This window comes from Pseudomonas fluorescens, from assembly GCF_018614775.1.
Lineage (GTDB): Bacteria > Pseudomonadota > Gammaproteobacteria > Pseudomonadales > Pseudomonadaceae > Aquipseudomonas > Aquipseudomonas fluorescens_BY.
This window is the reverse complement of sequence record NZ_JAGGOF010000077.1, coordinates 1-18,218: the sequence shown is the minus strand read 5'-3', so window position 1 is coordinate 18,218 and position 18,218 is coordinate 1. Positions and strand designations below refer to the sequence as shown.

The window sequence follows — 18,218 nt, the reverse complement described above, 5'->3', positions numbered from 1 at the left end:
GTGTAATAGTGATTGTAGTCACTGACCCTTAATACGCTGTTTTGTTTCCACCATTGGTCGCCTCAAGTCGGGCAATCGTATCCCGCGCCTCGGCCAGCTCTTTTTCCAGCTGGGCGACGCGCTGTTGAGCCTTGACCTGAGTGGTGACGTCCTTTTGCACGCCGACAAAATAGGTGTGTCCGTCAGCCTGGCTTTTTACCGTGGACAGGGACAGCTCATTCCAGAACGGCGTGCCGTCCTTGCGGTAATTGCGCAGCACCTCGCGACAAGCACCGCCTTCCTTCAGCGTCTGGCGAATCTGTGCCAGGGACGGTTGATCGCGATCACCCGCCTGGAGAAAGCGACAATCCTGATACAGGATTTCATCGCGGCCATACCCGGTCAGTTGTTCGAAGGCCGGGTTCACATAGATCAGGATATTGTCCTCGTCACCTTCTTTTTCGGCGATGACAATCCCGTCGTTCGAAGCATCGATAACCAGTTGCATCAGCTGAGCGTTGATCATGTAGGGTCTCCCTGACCTCCTTGTTAGAGCAAGCATTCTAGAAGAATTCGACAGACTGTCCACTGGCCATTATCGGGCTGGGGACCATTCGCAGCGCTGCAGGCGCAACTGTTACCATCGCGGCTCTTTTATTCAAGTTCAGGATCAGATTGATGAAAGTCGCCATCCTTTCCGGCTCGGTCTATGGCACCGCCGAAGAAGTCGCCCGGCACGCCGCCACACTGCTTGGCGCTGCGGGCTTTGACGCTTGGCACAACCCGCGTGCCACCCTGGCCGAGATCCAGGCGTTTGCTCCGGAGGCGGTGCTGGCGGTGACCTCCACGACTGGCATGGGTGAGCTGCCGGATAATCTGATGCCGTTATATTCGACTCTCCGCGACCAATTGCCAGCGTTCTTTCGCGGCTTGCCCGGTGCGGTGATCGGGCTTGGCGATGCCAGCTACGGCGATACGTTTTGTGGAGGTGGCGAGCAGATGAGCGAGCTGTTCGCCGAGCTGGGCGTGCGTGAAGTGCTGCCCATGTTGCGCCTGGACGCCAGCGAAAGTGTCACGCCGGAAAGCGACGCCGAGCCATGGATCGGAGAGTTGATCGAGGCGTTGCACCCTTGAAGCGGTCGCGATGACTCGCTCGGCCAATAAGCTGGCTGCCAATGCAACTAGCACCTGCGCGAGAGCTGGCTAGACTGGATTTCTTGCGTGTGACGTTTTGCCAACGCGATTCATATAATAAGAAAACAGGGGGGTCATAGCCGTGAGCGTAGCGCCTATCCATACGACACTCGGTATCCAGGAGCAGGTCAGTGCTGCCGAATGGCAAACCCGGGTGGACCTTGCCGCCTGTTATCGACTTGTGGCGCTGCATGGCTGGGATGACCTGATCTTCACCCATATTTCGGCGAAGGTCCCGGGTACCGAGGACTTCCTGATCAACCCGTTCGGGCTGATGTTCCATGAAATCACCGCCTCCAGCCTGGTCAAGGTCGATCAGGCCGGCAACAAGTTGATGGACAGCCCCTACGAGATCAACCCGGCCGGCTACACCATTCACAGCGCCGTGCATGAAGTGCGGCACGATGTAGCGTGCGTCTTGCACACCCACACGGCCGCCGGTGTGGCGGTTTCGGCACAGAAGCAGGGGGTGCTGCCGATCAGCCAGCAGTCGTTATTCGTGTTGTCGAGCCTGGCCTATCACGCTTACGAAGGCGTGGCCTTGAACCATGAGGAAAAAGCACGTTTGCAGGCGGACCTGGGGGACAGCAATTTCCTGATGCTGCACAACCATGGCTTGCTGACCTGCGGCGGCACCATCGCCGATACCTTCCTGATGATGTTCACGTTCCAGCGTGCCTGTGACATCCAGGTCCTGGCGCAGAACGGTGGCTCCGAACTGATTGCCATCGAGCCGCAGATCCTGGCCGGCGCCCGGGCGATGATCGCCGGGGTGACCAGAAGTGCCCAGGGCATGGGCGGTGCGTTGGCCTGGCCGGCGTTGTTGCGCAAGCTCGACCAGCAAGACAGCGGGTATAGAAGCTGATGCCCCCGGCCCAGATTCCCCTGCGTATCTGGCGCCAGCGCAGCCAGACCTTCACGTTCCGCGGCCATGCGATCCGTTACTGGGTGGCGGGGCAGGGCGAGCCACTGCTGCTGATTCACGGTTTTCCCACCGCCAGTTGGGATTGGCATTACCTGTGGCAGCCGTTGGCGAACCGATACCGGGTGATCGCCTGTGACATGCTCGGGTTCGGTGACTCCGCCAAACCGATGGATCACACCTACAGCTTGCTGGAACAGGCAGATCTGCAACAGGCGCTGTTGGCGCACGTGAATGTGAAGCAAGCGGTGCATGTGCTGGCTCACGATTATGGCGACAGCGTAGCCCAGGAACTCATCGCGCGGCATTACGAAGCGCGCATTCCCATCGCCAGTTGTGTCTTCCTCAATGGTGGCCTGTTCCCGGAAACCCACCGGCCGGTATTGGCCCAGAAACTGCTGCTCAGCCCGCTGGGTTGGCTCCTGGGGCGCGCGTTCTCGCGGCAAAGCCTGGTCAAGAGCTTTCGGCAGATTTTCGGACCCCGAACCGGCCCTACGGAAAGTGTGCTGGACGATTTCTGGAGCTTGATAGAAGCCAATCGCGGTCCGCGGATCATGCATAAACTCATCGCCTACATTCCCGAGCGGCGGGTGCAGCGTGATCGCTGGGTGCAGGCCATGCAGCGCGACGAGGTGCCATTGCGGGTGATCGATGGGGCGGTGGATCCGATTTCCGGCGAGCACATGGTGGCGCGCTACGAAGCGCTGATCCCGAACCCCGACACGGTGCTGCTGCCTGACATCGGTCACTACCCGCACACCGAGGCGCCGGTGCAGGTGCTCAAGCACTACCTGGCGTTCCGGGAAAAAATCGCGGCGCCGTACAAACAGATGGTCTGTTCCTGACACTACCTCAGCTATTGGCTTGCCTGGTCTACCGCCATCGCGAGCAGGCTCGCTCCCCCAGTGCCTTTAAGTGGCCTGCGGGATCGATGTTTGCCACGGAACCCCTGTGGGAGCGAGCCTGCTCGCGATAGCGGTGGATCGGCCAATAAAGAAACTCAGACCAGCCCGCATCATCCCCCCGCCTTATCGCCCACCATTCACTCTCAACCGTGTTCATTGTGACCCTCCGACGAGTACCGGACACTCAGGCTCATTGTCCTATCGGCCTGCTGGAGTTATGCCATGAATGAGTCTGTGCGCTTCGAAGATAAAGTCGTGATCGTCACCGGGGCCGGAGGTGGCCTGGGGCGCGCCCACGCGCTGTTGTTCGCCAGGCAAGGCGCAAAAGTGCTGGTCAATGACCTTGGCGGTTCGGCCCAGGGCGAAGGGGCCAACGCCTCGGCAGCGGACCGGGTGGTGGCCGAAATCCGTGCGGCGGGCGGCATTGCCGAGGCCAACCACGATTCGGTCACCGACGGCGACAAGCTTGTGCAAAACGCCCTCGACGCGTTTGGCCGGGTCGATGTCGTGGTCAACAACGCCGGGATCCTGCGGGACAAGACCTTTCACAAGATGGACGATGCCGATTGGGACCTGGTCTACCGCGTCCACGTCGAGGGCGCCTACAAGGTTACCCGCGCCGCCTGGCCGCACCTGCGCGAGCAAAATTACGGCCGGGTGATCTTCACTGCCTCGACTTCCGGCATCTATGGCAACTTCGGCCAGTCCAACTACGGCATGGCCAAGCTTGGCCTGTACGGGCTGACCCGCACCCTGGCCATCGAAGGCCGCAAGAACAACATCCTGGTCAACGCCATCGCCCCCACTGGCGGTACCCGCATGACCGAAGGCCTGATACCGCCGCAGGTCTTCGAGCAGCTCAAGCCCGAGCTCGTCAGCCCGCTGGTGGTGTACCTCGCCAGTGAAACCTGCCAGGAAACCTCGGGCCTGTTCGAAGTGGGCGGCGGCTGGATGGGCAAGGTGCGCTGGGAGCGCAGCCTGGGCGCCGGCTTCGATCCGCGCAGAGGCTTCACCCCCGAAGACGTCGCCGCCCATTGGCAGCAGATCTGCGACTTCGAGGATGCCGCTCACCCGAATGACAATCTGGAAGCCTTGAAGGAAATGATGGCGAATTTGCAGCGTTACGCTGTTTGACGTGCAGCCTCGATCCTTCTTATGGGCGGTGCCTATCGTTTTCCACCGACGGGGAGCGGGCGCAAATACTAAAGGGTTTTATAGATCAAGAAGCAATGTGGGCCCCTGCTGGTTACCTAGCAGGGGCGTTCAACTAGTTTTGAGGATCAGGATTTTTGAATCCAGGCATTCCGTTGACGGCCCGCCAGTTTTTTATTTCTTTTACTACAGCTTCAGGCCCGCTCTTCCCAGCCTCAGGATAATAAAGCAAATCTGACCCAGAAGGGTGCTCCGAAATTCTCTCGAACTCGAGAGCTGCTTGTGTATGAGCTTTTTCAGTATCGAAGTCTGCGTCGTATATTTTTTTCACAAAGGCAAAAAACTCGAGTTCGGTCATTTCTGTTATCAGTGATTTCACTTCTTGTTCTCCTGATGTTTTTGAATGTGTCGCTTTGGGGGCATTCCACTGATGTTGTCGATATGGTAAACCTCACCTAGCAACGCCGCCGGATATGTCGCAGTCTCGATTTCCAAACGCCGTCCTATTTCTCCTGGTCGGAAGTGCAACTTAAAGACAGACACTAGGTGCTGAAAACCCATGCCCGACCGCCGACGTGTCATAGCCGTAATCTTGAGCAGATCGAGCCGGTTCGCGCCTTGGTAAATAATTGCATCGGAAGGCCTATGGGAAAGCGCGTTGCGAGGCTTCATCGAGCCTAGCAGCAATAACTTTCAGAATGCACGCACGGGTAGTAGAGGCCCAGATGTCGTTATGTAGAAATCACTGATCCGATGAAATTTGAAGTGATTGTCGACCGGGTAATAGCAGTTGTTAGGGGGTAAGTAATGAAGGTGGCTGCTAACAGACGCCGCTATTTGGATGGCGGCGTCTTCCGAAAGCGTGGATTTAAGAATATCGTGTATCAGTCACGAATTTCGGTGCTTTCCAATTGGGGCCTTTTATGCATAATCCTTTCTCACCGCTTGAAAGTATTCCCGCTTCGAAAAGCTTGGTGTAAGTTTTTTCAAGCTCGCCGTGCTGAATAAGCTCCCGATTATAACGCCTGATCATCATGTCCAGATGTGTGTTTGCTTTCATTAGTGCAAATACTGCGACTATTTCTTCTAATGGCTCATTTTTGACGATTTGCTCAACAATGCTCATTGTGCCATCTCCTTCAGAAATTTTTGGTAATCTCGCTCATCCTCTAGGTCCGCTCTGGCTAGGGCGTCCGGCGTATAAAGCAATGACTCGAGATCTTGAATTTTATAATCTTCGAGTGTCGCGGTGTGGGCATTGTTCCAATAGGGCGAATCTACCTCGGGGGCAAAATCATCAGCTAAACCTAGAGCTCGAAATCTCTCAAGTTCCCTAATTTCATGCGTATAGTACCGTTGGTCGGTATCAGTGATATCAATTTTTCCGCTGAGGATGCTTTCAAGCCTTTCGACCATGGTGCTATTAGCATCTGACGGGCTTAGCCGCGCAATGTGCAGCTTCACTTCTTCTATCCCTTTCTGGGTAATTGTCGCCGTCCTCCAATCCAATTCTATGATCGGTCCACCCGCCTGCTCGGGATTGAATCTGCGTCCAGTGTGCTCTCCTTTGGTAGTCGCTCCCTCATAGGGGCTGCTGAACACTGTATACAGAGGAGGAATACCCGAGTCAGCCGGAAACACCGTGATGAATCCACCAAAACTGTAGCGATCCAGCTCCGGATGTATATCGATTCGCCCGTTTCCGGCTATGGGAGTGATGCCGTTGTAGTCTGTCGTATTCGAGACGCTTGCCGGTAGGACCGTAGACGCGTCGCCCGGTGCGACGATAGGTGTCCAAGTCATCCCGAAGTCGGCAGCGTTCGGAGCGTAGGCTTTGTAGATGTTGCGCTGCGTATCGAATATGGCAAGTCTGACCGGCACCCTAGAGTGTTTGTTAACTGAGCCTGCGACGACGAACTCTGTTTTGTCCGCGACGGTCTTGGAACCGAGGATGACTGGGAGAGACAATTCCCCTGATAGAGTGGCTACGAGGTGTAAGTCATCAGCGTTGTCCGGCGAGAGTTCTGACAGCGGGACGCTCATAGCGTAAAGATCGCTGTTGCCCAGTTCCGATGAATAAAGCAATGCCGCAATACCGCCGACAGCGGGGCCGGCCGTTGCGGCGACGACTTCTAACAGCGCGGAGACGGCGGAGCGTAGCGTCGCGGTAATCGCCGAGGCGGTTGCCGAATTGATGGAGAGGTTTCCTCCAATAGAGCTGAGTACCGGGCCAGCAACAGCGGTCGAAGCTGACGAAGGAAAAGTGTAGGGGCGTGTTCCTTGAGCCGCAGTCTCTGCTGCAAGTCGCGCTGCCTCACGCACAGCCTCAGCTTTGATTGTCTCAAGCGTCTGTTCTTCGGCGGCGCGCTTGGCCTCTGCCTGAGCTTTAGCTTGGGCCGCTGCTACCTCCAACGCTGCCATGCGCTCCGCCTCGGCCGCCATTCGTGCTCGTTCTTCGGCAATGCGGTTGGCTTCAGCCTGGGCTCTTGCCTGCGCAGCAGCATTTGCCGCTGCCGCTGCCGCTGCCGCTGCTCGGGCCTTGGCCTCGGCAATGGCATGATCTAAAGAGACTAAGCGGCCGTCCATTAACCTTATCTGCTCAGCCAAAAACTTTGCCTCGTAAGCGGCAGCATAGGAGACGTTCCATTTGGCAATGGCGTTGTAATAGGCTGTGTGCCCTCCGCGCCGCCCAATGAGTTCGAAACCCTGAAGGCGAGTATCTTGGGCGCGGTGGGTTAGTGGGTCATGTCCATAATATAAATTAGCTATTGCTATGTGTTCTTGGTGATCGCTCCTGGCTTTGAAAAGTTGCAGCTTAAGCGTTCTTGACTCAATGTCGAGAGCATCAGTGCCTGGAGGGACTACGGCACTCACCGCTGCTCTTGTTTTTGCGAGTTCGGTATCGGTTATATAAATGATGTTCTGGATGTTTTCTTGAAAAGATTTCTCGGTGGCGTCATTGCTGTCAATTAACCAAGCAATAGCATGATCAACTGCGTCGTATGCTCTGTCCCAATGGGCGTGGTTTGGCGTACTTCCGCCGCTAAATCCGAAGCCAAAAGGTGACGAAGGGCTACGAGGGATACCTCTATTAACCAGAATGTTTTTTCTTGCTGCATATCGAGTTCCTTTCGATGCGCTGTGAGTGGTTGCAGACAACCACGACCGTGTATGTCGTCTCCATATGAGGCGACGAGAAGATTATGAGTCCCGGTTCACCGGCAGGGCAGGTGAGAGATTCCGAGGGTAATGTAGGATTCGAGAAGTTTTTATCGGGAATATGCCTACGTAAAAGGCATGCAGTTACATAGCGCGTGGGAGCGATCGATTATCTCCGTGGGAAATAACCGCACATAAAAAAGGCCGCTGCAACAAAGCAGCGGCCTAAGCGTGACGTTGGAAAGGAGCTACAAATCAACGTCGGGTACACACGGGGCGATGGATCGGATGCGCCAATCCATCCGAATGACGGTGCGCCAGGCATGAGGGATGCGGTGGCGGCTTGTGCTTGCAGGCCCGTTGTCCTGAAAGCCCGGCCAGCATAGGGATCCAGGGCGTTGGGAAACAGCCCGGATCGGGACATGCACTGTTGCAGTGCGCGTAACAGTCAGGCAATCGGGACGAATATGGGCGGCGCTGATAACCCGTCATCCAGTCCGTCCATGCGCGGCGCGCACGCCCGTCCTGCATGGGCAGTAATCCTTTTGGGGTATGACGCGAATACCTCCTTGGTGCGCTTATCGCCCCTCGCGAGCGGCAGTAGGGTGAAGCCTCTGTCACTCACCGGGGAAGACGCATGACAACAATAACAATGCGCGCCATCTTCAAGCCGCAGACGCTGGCCGTCGCGGTGGCCTTGGGTTGCTGTGCCCAGGCGCAGGCCGTTTCGTTCAACATTGGTGAAATCGAAGGTCAGTTCGACTCTTCATTGTCCGTGGGCGCGAGCTGGGGCATGCGCGACGCTGACAAGGACTATGTCGGCACCGTCAATGGCGGTCGGGGGCAATCGTCCACCGGTGACGACGGGCGGCTGAATTTCAAGAAGGGCGAGACGTTTTCGAAAATCTTCAAGGGCCTGCACGACCTCGAACTCAAGTACGGCGATACCGGTGTGTTCGTCCGTGGCAAGTACTGGTACGACTTCGAACTCAAGGACGAAAGCCGTGAGTTCAAGGACATCAGCGACAGCAACCGCAAGGAAGGCGCCAAGTCGTCTGGGGCGCAAATCCTTGACGCGTTTGTCTACCACAACTATTCCATCGCCGATTTGCCGGGCACGGTGCGTGCGGGTAAGCAGGTGGTCAGTTGGGGCGAGAGCACCTTCATCGGCAACTCCATCAACAGCATCAACCCGGTGGACGTGTCGGCGTTTCGTCGCCCGGGCGCAGAGATCAAGGAAGGCCTGATTCCGGTGAACATGCTGTTCGCCTCCCAGGGGCTGACCGATAAACTCACCATCGAAGGTTTCTACCAGCTGGAGTGGGACCAGACGGTCGTCGACAACTGCGGCACGTTCTTCGGCAACGACGTGGTGGCCGATGGCTGCACCACCGGCTACACCGTCGGCAGCCCGGCCATTGCGCCGTTCCGGCCGTTGACCCAGTTGTTCGGCCAGGGGATCGAGGTGTCTCGCGAAGGCGTGATCATTCCCCGTGGCGGCGACCGCGATGCCCGCGATTCCGGCCAGTGGGGCACGGCGTTGCGCTGGCTCGGCGATGACACCGAGTACGGCCTCTACTTCATGAACTACCACAGCCGCACACCCACCGTCGGGACGACCACGGCCGGTGCGTCCACCCTGGCGGCCTTGCCGAGGATGGTCGGTATTGCCAATGGCCTGGCCCCCGGCAGCGGTGCCGGCCTGGCGCAAAGCGTGATGCTGGGGCGTGGTCAGTATTACCTCGAATACCCTGAAGACATTCGCCTGTATGGCGCCAGTTTCTCCACCACGCTGCCGACCGGCACCGCGTGGACCGGTGAAGTCAGCTATCGGCCGAACGCGCCGGTGCAACTCAGCACCAACGACCTGACCCTGGCGTTGGTCAACCCGATCGCCGGCGGCGCGGCGTCGCCCATCGCGACCCGGCCAGGGGCGGACAACACCGGCTACCGGCGCAAGGAAATTACCCAGGTCCAAAGCACCCTGACGCACTTCTTCGACCAGGTGTTGGGCGCCGATCGCCTGACCGTGGTCGGCGAGGCGGCGGTGGTGCATGTCGGCGGGCTGGAGTCCAAGGACAAGCTGCGTTATGGCCGCGATTCGGTCTATGGCCAGTATGGCTTCGGTGGCGACACCGATGGATTCGTTACGTCTACGTCCTGGGGCTACCGTGCCCGGGCGATCCTCGACTATTCCAACGTCATCGGCGGGGTGAACTTCAAGCCTAACGTGTCCTGGTCCCATGACGTGGCGGGCTACGGCCCCAACGGCTTGTTCAACGAAGGCGCCAAGGCCGTCAGCCTCGGTGTCGATGCCGATTACCGCAACACCTACACCGCCAGCCTGAGCTACACCGACTTTTTTGGCGGCGATTACAACGTTCTCACAGACCGCGACTTCCTCGCGTTGAGCTTCGGCGTGAACTTCTGATCTGGCTGACAAGGAAAACCCAATGCGCAAGATGATCCTGCAATGCGGTGCCCTGGCCCTGAGCCTGCTGGCCGCGAACGTAATGGCGGCGGTTTCGCCGGAGGAAGCCAACAAACTGGGCACCAGCCTTACGCCGCTGGGCGCCGAGAAGGCCGGGAACGCCGATGGTTCGATCCCGGCCTGGACCGGTGGTATCGCGAAAAACGCCGGTGCCGTGGACAGCAAAGGCTTCCTGGCCGACCCGTTCGCCAATGAAAAACCGTTGTTTACCATCACCGCCGCAACCGTGGACAAGTACAAGGACAAGCTGTCCGAAGGTCAGGTCGCGATGTTCAAGCGCTACCCGGAGACCTACAAGATCCCGGTCTACCCGACCCATCGCAGTGTCGGGTTGCCGCCGGACATCTACGAATCGGCCAAGCGCAGCGCGCTTAACGTAACGTCCATCAATGACGGTAACGGCCTGTCCAACTTCACCGGTAACCGCTATTACGCGTTCCCGATTCCCAAGAACGGCGTGGAAGTGCTGTGGAACCACATCACCCGCTATCACGGCGGTAACCTGCGGCGCATCATCACCCAGGCCACACCGCAGACCAATGGCAGCTTCACACCGATCCGCTTCGAAGAAGAGATTGCCACGCCGTTCCTGATCAAGGACGCCGACCCGGAGAAGGCCAGCAACGTGCTGACCTACTTCAAGCAGGAAGTCACCGCCCCGGCGCGCCTGGCCGGTAACGTGCTGCTGGTGCATGAAACCCTGGACCAGGTGAAGGAGCCGCGCCTGGCCTGGATCTACAACGCCGGTCAGCGCCGTGTGCGTCGTGCCCCGCAAGTGGCCTACGACGGCCCGGGTACTGCGGCCGACGGCTTGCGCACCTCCGACAACTTCGACCTGTTCTCCGGCGCCCCGGATCGCTACGACTGGAAGCTGATCGGCAAGAAGGAAATGTACATCCCCTATAACAGCTACAAGCTCGACTCGCCGAGCCTCAAGTACGACGATGTGATCAAGGCCGGCCACATCAACCAGGACCTGACCCGCTATGAGTTGCACCGGGTCTGGGAAGTGGTGGGCACGGTCAAGCCCAGCGAGCGGCACATCTACGCCAAGCGCCACATGTACTTCGACGAGGACAGCTGGCAGGCGGCGCTGGTGGATCACTACGACGGTCGCGGCCAGTTGTGGCGCGTGGCTGAAGGTCACGCGCAGTTCTACTACGACCACCAGAACCCGGGCTACACCCTTGAAGCGCTCTACGACATCATCGCCGGCCGCTACATCGCGTTGGGGATGAAGAACGAAGAGAAGCACAGCTACGAATACGGGTTCGAGGCGCGGGCGGCTGACTACACACCGGCGGCGCTGCGCTCCACAGGCGTACGTTAAGGAAGATCCCTTGCCAGAAGGGTGTCTGGCTTGAAGCAACAGTGATGACCGGCAGCCCCCTCTGCCGGTCATTTTTTTATGGGCGCCAATCAGCGCGCTGAATACTTCTCCAAAGGTCGGTGACACAGGACTAGGGTGGTAGGACAACAATAAACAGGACCTTCGTACATGACCGCCATGACCCCGTGTCCGGACCGTCCGGGACTGCTCCCTCGCCTGTCCTCGACGCATGTGCCACGGCGGTCCTTGAGCGAGCCGCTGCTGACCTCCGAGGCGCGGGTAAAACTGCTTTGCGCGCCGGCGGGCAGCGGCAAGAGCGCGTTGTTCGCCGAATGTTTTCTCCAGGCACCCGCCGAGTGCCGGTTGCACTGGCTGCCGCTGGGGGGCGCTGCGCTGAGCCCCGCGCAGATGTGCGAGCGCCTGGCGCAAACCCTTGGCTTGCCGGTGATGGACGAAGCGGGGCTGTTGGCCCACGTCGCACGTTTGCACACGCCCACCTGGTTGTTTCTGGATGATTACTGCCGAGTGCCGAACCCCGAGCTGGACCTGTTGCTCGACCGGCTGTTGAACGCCAGCAGCCCGGCATTGCACCTGTGGCTGAATGGGCGCCGCCGTCCCCACTGTAACTGGCCGCGGCTGTTGCTTGATGACGAGTTGCACGAGTTTGATGCACAGGCACTGTTTTTCACTCAAGGCGATGTCCAGCAACTGCTCCATCATTTGCCTGAACCCCAGGCTGCCCGAACTGCCCGCGAGGTGATACAGCGCAGTGGCGGCTGGTGCGCCGGGGTGCGCATCAGCTTGCTCGAACGTTGCGAGTGGGCGCGCAGTCATGCAACGCCAGGGCGGGCGGGGACCTTGCTGGATTATCTGGACTACGAGTTGTTCAGCACCCTGACCCCGGAACTGGCGCAGGCCTGGCGCGTGCTGGCCCATCTGCCGCGCTTCAATGCCCGGCTTTGCGAGCATTTGTTCGGTGACACAGTGGGCGCTGAATGCCTTCCCTTGCTGAGGGACCTGGGGTGTTTCATCGAGCCCTGGGAGCAGACGTCGGATTGGTTGCAGATCTTCCCGGCCCTGGCCCGCTTGGTGCAAGACGTGCCCTGGCCCCAGGGCCGTTCCTGGCATCGGCGGGCCTGCCAGTGGTTTGCGGCCGAACAGGATTGGCAAATGGCGTTCGAGCAAGCGATGTTGGCTGGAGAATTCGAGGCGGCCGTCAGCTTTTTGCAGCATTTGAGCTTCGAGCATGTTTTGCAGCGTCGCAATGTCGTGTTGTTGCTGAGCTTGCATGATCAACAAGGCGAAGCGTTGTCGCTCGGCACCCCGCAATCGGTGGGGTTGGTTACGGCCGCCCTGTTGTTCGCCGGCCGCTTTGACCAGGCGTCGGTGTGCATCGAACAACTGACCCGGTTCGCGCCGCAGCCTCGCGCCTGCCAGCAGCGCCAGCTGGTTGCGCGCTGGCAGGTCCTGCGTGGCTGGCTGCTGCACCTTGACGGTGAGGGTGACCCGGCACGGGAACATTTCCTCCAGGCCCAGATCCACCTGGAGCCCGATGCCTGGGCTTCACGTTTGCTGTGCCAATCGGGGTTGACGCAACAGGCCTTGCTCAAGGGCGAACTGGCCTCGGCACAGTGGATCAACCGCCAGGCACTTTGCCTGGCTCGCGCCCAGGGTTCACTGGTGTTTGAAGGGCTGCTGGAACTGGACCACGCGCAAGTGCTGGAACAACGCGGCGCGCCTCACCGGGCCGATGAACTGCTGAGCGATGTCCAGGCGTTGCTCGAGCGCCCCGGCCAGGATTTTTCCCCGTTACTGGGACGTATTGCCCTGCGGCGCGGACGCCTGGCGTTGCGCATGGGGTTTGAAGAGCGGGCTGCCGAGCAGTTTCAAACCGGGCTGGAAACCGGCCTGCACAGCCAGGACAAACAAGTGCTCTATGGCTTTCTCGGCAAGGCTAGCCTGGCGGCCAACCAAGGCGACTACGGCGAGGCCTTCATGCAACTGCGCGACGCCGAGCGGATCATGCAGCAGCGGCACATTCCCGACACCGTGTACCGTGGCGTGTTGCTGCAAACCAGTTGCCAGTTCTGGCTGCAACAGGGGCGGGCGGAACTGGCCCATGAAGCCTTGAGCCGGGTGTTGCGGCATTTTCGCGGCGCCCAGGCCAAGCATGCGCCGCCTGCCACCCTGGAGCTGATTCCGCGGCTTGAATACCTGTTGCTGCTGACCGAGGTCCACCTGCATCGGGCGCAGGATCCGCTGGCTCGCCTGGAAACCATGATCGCCCAGGCCCGACAGGCTGAAATGCACAGTCTGGAAACCGAGCTGCACTTGGCACTGGCTGAAGTCGCCTGGTTGTCCGCCGACCGTTCCCGGGCGCGCACGCTTGTGCAGGACGGGCTCCAGCGGGTCGCTTGCTGGCGCGCCCAGCAAGCCTTGTGTGAGCTGCGCCTGCGCCAGCCCGAGCTGTTGCGCTGGGCGCAATCGGTCGATCAGGTCGAGTCGCCCGCCGCCATGGAAGACGCCTTGCTCAGTCATCGCGAGCTGGAAGTGCTTGAGCTGATCGCCCAGGGCCATTCAAACCAGCAGATTGCCGAACGGCTGTTCATCTCGTTGCATACCGTAAAGACCCACTCGCGGCGGATACACAGCAAGCTGGGCGTGCAAAGGCGTACCCAGGCGGTGGCGAAGGCCAAGGTGCTGGGCGTAATGGGTTAGAACCGGGCGTCTGCCTGAACTGATCCCGGGGCCGCCTCATACCCCATCCGCCAACTCACCGCCCGGGTTGCCGCCAGCAACCGCTGGGCTGCCGGGCCGTTTTCGTCGGCGTGAAACAGCGACGTCGGGCCGACGATGGTCATCACCGCCGCCACCTGGCCGACCGCATTGAACACCGGTGCGGACAAGGCATCCACCCCCGGCATCAGCAGGCCATGCACGTGATGCAGGCCGCGGTTGCGGATCTGCTCGCAAAGAGTGACGTAGGCCTGATCGTCGGCGAGGGCGTGATGGTCGGTTCCTTGCACTTCCTGTTTCCGCAGTCCGATCGTCTCGCGCTCCGGCAGGTAGGCGCTGAACACCAACCCTGTGGACGAACTGAGCAGCGGCAACACCGAGCCCAGTTGCGTGACCACGGTCACGGCGCGCACGGCCGGTTCGATGCGCACCACGGTCGCGCCGTGGTTGCCCCACACCGCGAGGAAACAGGTTTCGTTCAGATCGTCGCGCAACTCGGCCAACGGCATCGCGGCCACTTGCAGCACGTCCATGCCGTTCAACGCGGCCAGCCCCACGCGCAAGGCCTCGCGGCCCAGCCCGTAGTGATTGGTGGCAGCGTTCTGCTCGGCAAACCCGCTGGCAATCAATGCCTGCAGGTATCGATGGACCTTGCTCGCTGGCATCTGCACATGTTCGGCCAGGCGCGACAGCGACGTGGAAGGCGACAGCTCGGCCAGGGCCTTGAGAATGTCGGTGCCGACTTCGGCCGAGCGGACTTTCTGTTTACCGTTGTTGAGCGGGGTTTCCATGGCGGCGCGAGGTCCAGAAGCGAATGGGCGTCTTTATAGCTTGACGGTCGCCGTCGAGCAAATTACGTTATGCGTAATTGAATTACGATAAAAACAACCCGGTGTGCCCCGAACGCTCCAAATCGGCGAGGGACCGCATCCCAGGAGGCTCCATGAACCTCGATTCCCCAGCGTCGGACCTGGCTTACCAGTCGGGCTTTGGCAATGAATTCGCCAGCGAAGCGTTGCCTGGCGCATTGCCCGTCGGCCAGAACTCCCCGCAAAAAGCGCCGTATGGCCTCTATGCCGAACTGTTCTCCGGCACCGCGTTCACCATGGCCCGCAGCGAAGCGCGGCGCACCTGGATGTATCGCATCCGACCTTCGGCCAATCATCCGGCCTTCACCAGGCTGGAGCGGCAACTGGCCGGCGGCGCACTGGGTGACGTCACGCCGAATCGGTTGCGCTGGAACCCGCTGGAGGTGCCCGCCGAACCTACCGATTTCCTCGACGGGCTGGTGCGCATGGCCGCCAACGCCAGCGTGGACAAACCGGCCGGCATCAGCGTTTATCACTATGGCGCGAACCGTTCCATGGAGCGGGTGTTCTTCAATGCGGACGGTGAGTGGCTGATCGTGCCGCAGCTCGGTCGGCTGCGGATTGCCACCGAGTTGGGCGTACTGGAACTGGCACCGCTGGAAATCGCCGTGCTGCCCCGGGGCCTGAAGTTTCGTGTCGAGTTGCTCGACCCCCAGGCCCGCGGTTATCTCGCTGAAAATCATGGCGCGCCGCTGCGCTTGCCGGATCTCGGGCCCATCGGCAGCAATGGCCTGGCGAACCCCAGGGATTTCATGACGCCGGTTGCCCATTACGAAAACCTCACCCAACCGACCACCCTGGTGCAGAAATTCCTTGGCGAGTTGTGGGGGTGCGAACTGGGGCATTCGCCGCTGGACGTAGTGGCCTGGCACGGCAACAACGTGCCGTACAAATATGACCTGCGTCGTTTCAACACCTTGGGCACGGTCAGCTTCGACCACCCGGACCCGTCGATCTTCACTGTATTGACCTCGCCCACCAGCGTCCATGGCCTGGCCAACCTCGATTTCGTGATCTTCCCGCCGCGCTGGATGGTGGCGGAAAAGACCTTCCGTCCACCGTGGTTCCACCGCAACCTGATGAACGAGTTCATGGGCTTGATCCAGGGCGCCTACGACGCCAAGGCCGAAGGCTTCCTGCCGGGCGGCGCATCCCTGCACAGTTGCATGAGCGCCCACGGCCCGGACGGCGAAACCTGCACCAGGGCGATCAATGCCGACCTGCAACCGGCGAAAATCGACAACACCATGGCGTTCATGTTCGAGACCAGCCAAGTGCTGCGTCCGAGCCGTTTCGCCCTGGACTGCCCGCAACGGCAAACCGACTACGATGCTTGCTGGGCTTCGTTGCCTGTCACCTTCGACCCGACCCGGAGATAACCCATGACTCAATTTTCCCCTGCCCGCAGCTGGGTTACCTCTGCCAACGGTCACGCCGACTTTGCGCTGCAAAACCTGCCGCTGGGTATCTTCAGTACCGGGGGCGGCGCCCTGCGCAGCGGCGTGGCTATCGGTGAGCAGATATTCGATCTGTCGGCGGCGCTGCAAGCCGGCCTGTTCGATGGCGCGGCGCGAGAAGCGGTCGAGGCCATGGCTGGCGGCCAGTTGAACGGGTTCTTCGAGCTGGGTCGTGGCGCTCGGGTTGCCCTGCGTGAGCGGCTGCTGGACCTGTTGCGCGAAGACAGCCCAATGCGTGAAAAAATTGAAGCCGAGGGCGCGAAGCTGTTGCTCGCTGCGTCCGACTGCCAGATGCACCTGCCGGCGAAGATCAACGACTACACCGACTTTTATGTGGGTATCGAGCACGCGCAAAACGTCGGCAAGCTGTTCCGCCCCGACAATCCCTTGCTGCCCAACTACAAATACGTGCCCATCGGTTATCACGGTCGCGCTTCGACCATTCGCCCGTCCGGCACCGATGTCCGCCGGCCAAAAGGCCAGACGCTGCCGGCCGGCCAGACCGAGCCAACCTTTGGTCCCTGTGCACGGCTGGACTACGAGCTGGAGCTGGGGATCTGGATCGGCCAAGGTAACGCCTTGGGCGAGCCCATTGCCATTGGTGACGCCGCCGAGCACATCGGTGGTTTCTGCCTGCTCAACGATTGGTCGGCCCGGGATATCCAGGCGTGGGAATACCAGCCGTTGGGGCCGTTTCTGTCGAAGAGTTTCCTCACCAGTATTTCGCCCTGGGTGGTGACGGCCGAAGCGCTCGAGCCGTTCCGCCGCCCGCAACCGGCGCGCCCCGAGGGCGATCCGCAACCGCTGCCGTATCTGCTGGACAAGCGGGACCAGGCCGCGGGCGCCTTCGACATTGAACTTGAAGTGCTGTTACTGACCGAAACCATGCGCGAGCAGAACCTGCCGGCGCATCGCCTGACCCTGAGCAACACCCAGTACATGTACTGGACGGTAGCGCAGATGGTGGCGCACCACAGCGTCAATGGTTGCCAGTTGCAGGCCGGTGACCTGTTCGGCTCGGGCACCTTGTCGGGCCCCGGGAGCGGCCAGTTCGGCAGCCTGCTGGAAATCACCGAAGGCGGAAAAAAGCCGATCGAACTGGCGTCCGGTGAAGTGCGCAAATTCCTTGAGGATGGCGATGAGATTATCCTGCGGGCCCGTTGCCGCCGCGAGGGTTTTGCCTCCATCGGCTTCGGCGAATGCCGTGGCAAGATCCTGCCGGCGCATTGAGGGGCGGAGCATGGATCTCTATACCTATTACCGTTCCACCTCGTCTTATCGGGTGCGTATTGCCCTGGCGTTGAAGGGCCTGGACTACCAGGCCTTGCCGGTCAACCTCATCGCGGCGCCGGGGGGCGAGCATCGCCAGCCGGCCTACCTGGCGATCAATCCCCAGGGGCGCGTCCCGGTGCTGCGTACCGATGAGGGCGAAATGCTGGTGCAATCGCCCGCGATCATCGAATACCTGGAGGAGCGTTATCCACAGGTGCCGCTGCTCAGCGCCGACCTGGCGATTCGTGCCCATGAGCGGGGCGTGGCGGCGCTGATCGGTTGCGACATTCATCCGTTGCACAATGTCAGTGTGCTCAACAAGCTGCGGCAGTGGGGGCATGATGAGGCGCAGGTGACGGAGTGGATCGGGCATTGGATCAGCCAGGGATTGGCGGCGGTGGAACAGTTGATTGGCGATGACGGTTTTTGCTTCGGCACGGTGCCGGGGTTGGCGGATGTGTACTTGATTCCGCAGGTGTATGCGGCTGAGCGGTTTGGGGTTTCGTTGCAGGCGTATCCGCGGATTTGTCGGGTGGTGGGGTTGGCGGCGTCGCATGGGGCGTTTCAGCGGGCGCATCCGGGGAGTCAGCTGGATACGCCTGTTTGATCCCTTGGCTTATGTCTTATGTCTTATGCCTTATGGCTGAGTACATATCCGTTTCTGCGGTAACGGCTGCTTAGGGTTTCGGCCTTACGCCGAGTCACTTTTGGAAGAGCCGGGAGCCGGACCAGCCAAAAGTAACCCAAAGCGC

15 protein-coding genes are annotated in these 18,218 nt (G+C 60.2%); 10 read left to right on the top strand and 5 right to left on the bottom strand.

All coding sequences use genetic code 11. The features are described from left to right. Positions 1 to 28: 28 nt before the first annotated feature. Positions 29 to 505 carry a PAS domain-containing protein gene (locus tag J7E36_RS19250; protein ID WP_215006352.1) on the bottom strand — a complete coding sequence of 159 codons (477 nt, stop codon included), beginning with the start codon at positions 503 to 505 and terminating at the stop codon, positions 29 to 31. A 152-nt stretch (positions 506 to 657) separates the two neighbouring features. On the opposite strand from J7E36_RS19250, the gene J7E36_RS19245 reads away from it, so the two are divergent. From J7E36_RS19245 to J7E36_RS19230, 4 genes are all read left to right on the top strand, one after another. After that, positions 658 to 1,113, top strand: a complete 456-nt coding sequence (locus J7E36_RS19245; protein ID WP_215006350.1) for a flavodoxin — start codon at positions 658 to 660, stop codon at positions 1,111 to 1,113. A gap of 142 nt (positions 1,114 to 1,255) precedes the next feature. Beyond that, positions 1,256 to 2,038 carry a class II aldolase/adducin family protein gene (locus tag J7E36_RS19240; RefSeq protein ID WP_215006347.1) on the top strand — a complete coding sequence of 261 codons (783 nt, stop codon included), beginning with the start codon at positions 1,256 to 1,258 and terminating at the stop codon, positions 2,036 to 2,038. After that, positions 2,038 to 2,940, top strand: a complete 903-nt coding sequence (locus J7E36_RS19235) for an alpha/beta fold hydrolase (protein ID WP_215006344.1) — start codon at positions 2,038 to 2,040, stop codon at positions 2,938 to 2,940. The genes J7E36_RS19240 and J7E36_RS19235 overlap by 1 nt, the downstream gene beginning before the upstream one ends. 282 nt (positions 2,941 to 3,222) lie before the next feature. Next, positions 3,223 to 4,134 (top strand): SDR family oxidoreductase, encoded by a 912-nt coding sequence (locus J7E36_RS19230; protein ID WP_215006341.1) that lies wholly within the window; start codon positions 3,223 to 3,225, stop codon positions 4,132 to 4,134. A gap of 133 nt (positions 4,135 to 4,267) precedes the next feature. Here the strand turns inward: J7E36_RS19230 and J7E36_RS19225 are convergent, their stop codons facing one another. From J7E36_RS19225 to J7E36_RS19215, 3 genes are all read right to left on the bottom strand, one after another. Then, a complete protein-coding gene (locus tag J7E36_RS19225) occupies positions 4,268 to 4,531 on the bottom strand; it encodes a bacteriocin immunity protein (RefSeq protein ID WP_215006338.1) in 264 nt (87 codons plus the stop codon). A 489-nt stretch (positions 4,532 to 5,020) separates the two neighbouring features. Then, positions 5,021 to 5,278, bottom strand: a complete 258-nt coding sequence (locus J7E36_RS19220; protein ID WP_215006335.1) for a hypothetical protein — start codon at positions 5,276 to 5,278, stop codon at positions 5,021 to 5,023. Next, positions 5,275 to 7,311 carry an S-type pyocin domain-containing protein gene (locus J7E36_RS19215; protein ID WP_215006332.1) on the bottom strand — a complete coding sequence of 679 codons (2,037 nt, stop codon included), beginning with the start codon at positions 7,309 to 7,311 and terminating at the stop codon, positions 5,275 to 5,277. The genes J7E36_RS19220 and J7E36_RS19215 overlap by 4 nt, the downstream gene beginning before the upstream one ends. 637 nt (positions 7,312 to 7,948) lie before the next feature. Here J7E36_RS19215 and J7E36_RS19210 point away from each other — a divergent pair. The 3 genes from J7E36_RS19210 to J7E36_RS19200 all read left to right on the top strand — a co-directional run bounded on the left by J7E36_RS19210 (position 7,949) and on the right by J7E36_RS19200 (position 13,850). Then, a complete protein-coding gene (locus tag J7E36_RS19210) occupies positions 7,949 to 9,742 on the top strand; it encodes a DUF1302 domain-containing protein (RefSeq protein ID WP_215006329.1) in 1,794 nt (597 codons plus the stop codon). Positions 9,743 to 9,764: 22 nt separating this feature from the next. After that, complete coding sequence (locus tag J7E36_RS19205) at positions 9,765 to 11,132, top strand: DUF1329 domain-containing protein (protein WP_215006326.1); 1,368 nt, start codon at positions 9,765 to 9,767, stop codon at positions 11,130 to 11,132. A 168-nt stretch (positions 11,133 to 11,300) separates the two neighbouring features. After that, positions 11,301 to 13,850 (top strand): LuxR C-terminal-related transcriptional regulator, encoded by a 2,550-nt coding sequence (locus J7E36_RS19200; protein ID WP_215006323.1) that lies wholly within the window; start codon positions 11,301 to 11,303, stop codon positions 13,848 to 13,850. Here J7E36_RS19200 and J7E36_RS19195 read toward each other — a convergent pair. Continuing rightward, positions 13,847 to 14,659, bottom strand: a complete 813-nt coding sequence (locus J7E36_RS19195; protein ID WP_215006320.1) for an IclR family transcriptional regulator — start codon at positions 14,657 to 14,659, stop codon at positions 13,847 to 13,849. The two genes, J7E36_RS19200 and J7E36_RS19195, sit on opposite strands and share 4 nt — an antisense overlap. A gap of 152 nt (positions 14,660 to 14,811) precedes the next feature. Between J7E36_RS19195 and hmgA the strand changes: the two genes are divergently transcribed. Genes hmgA through maiA form a run of 3 tightly spaced genes read left to right on the top strand, consistent with a single transcriptional unit; the run spans position 14,812 to position 18,073 of the window. After that, entirely contained in the window at positions 14,812 to 16,116 is a 1,305-nt protein-coding gene (gene hmgA / locus J7E36_RS19190; RefSeq protein WP_215006317.1) for a homogentisate 1,2-dioxygenase, read from the top strand. Positions 16,117 to 16,119: 3 nt separating this feature from the next. Continuing rightward, entirely contained in the window at positions 16,120 to 17,424 is a 1,305-nt protein-coding gene (gene fahA, locus J7E36_RS19185; protein ID WP_215006314.1) for a fumarylacetoacetase, read from the top strand. Positions 17,425 to 17,434: 10 nt separating this feature from the next. Next, entirely contained in the window at positions 17,435 to 18,073 is a 639-nt protein-coding gene (gene maiA / locus J7E36_RS19180; RefSeq protein ID WP_215006311.1) for a maleylacetoacetate isomerase, read from the top strand. Positions 18,074 to 18,218 lie beyond the last annotated feature (145 nt).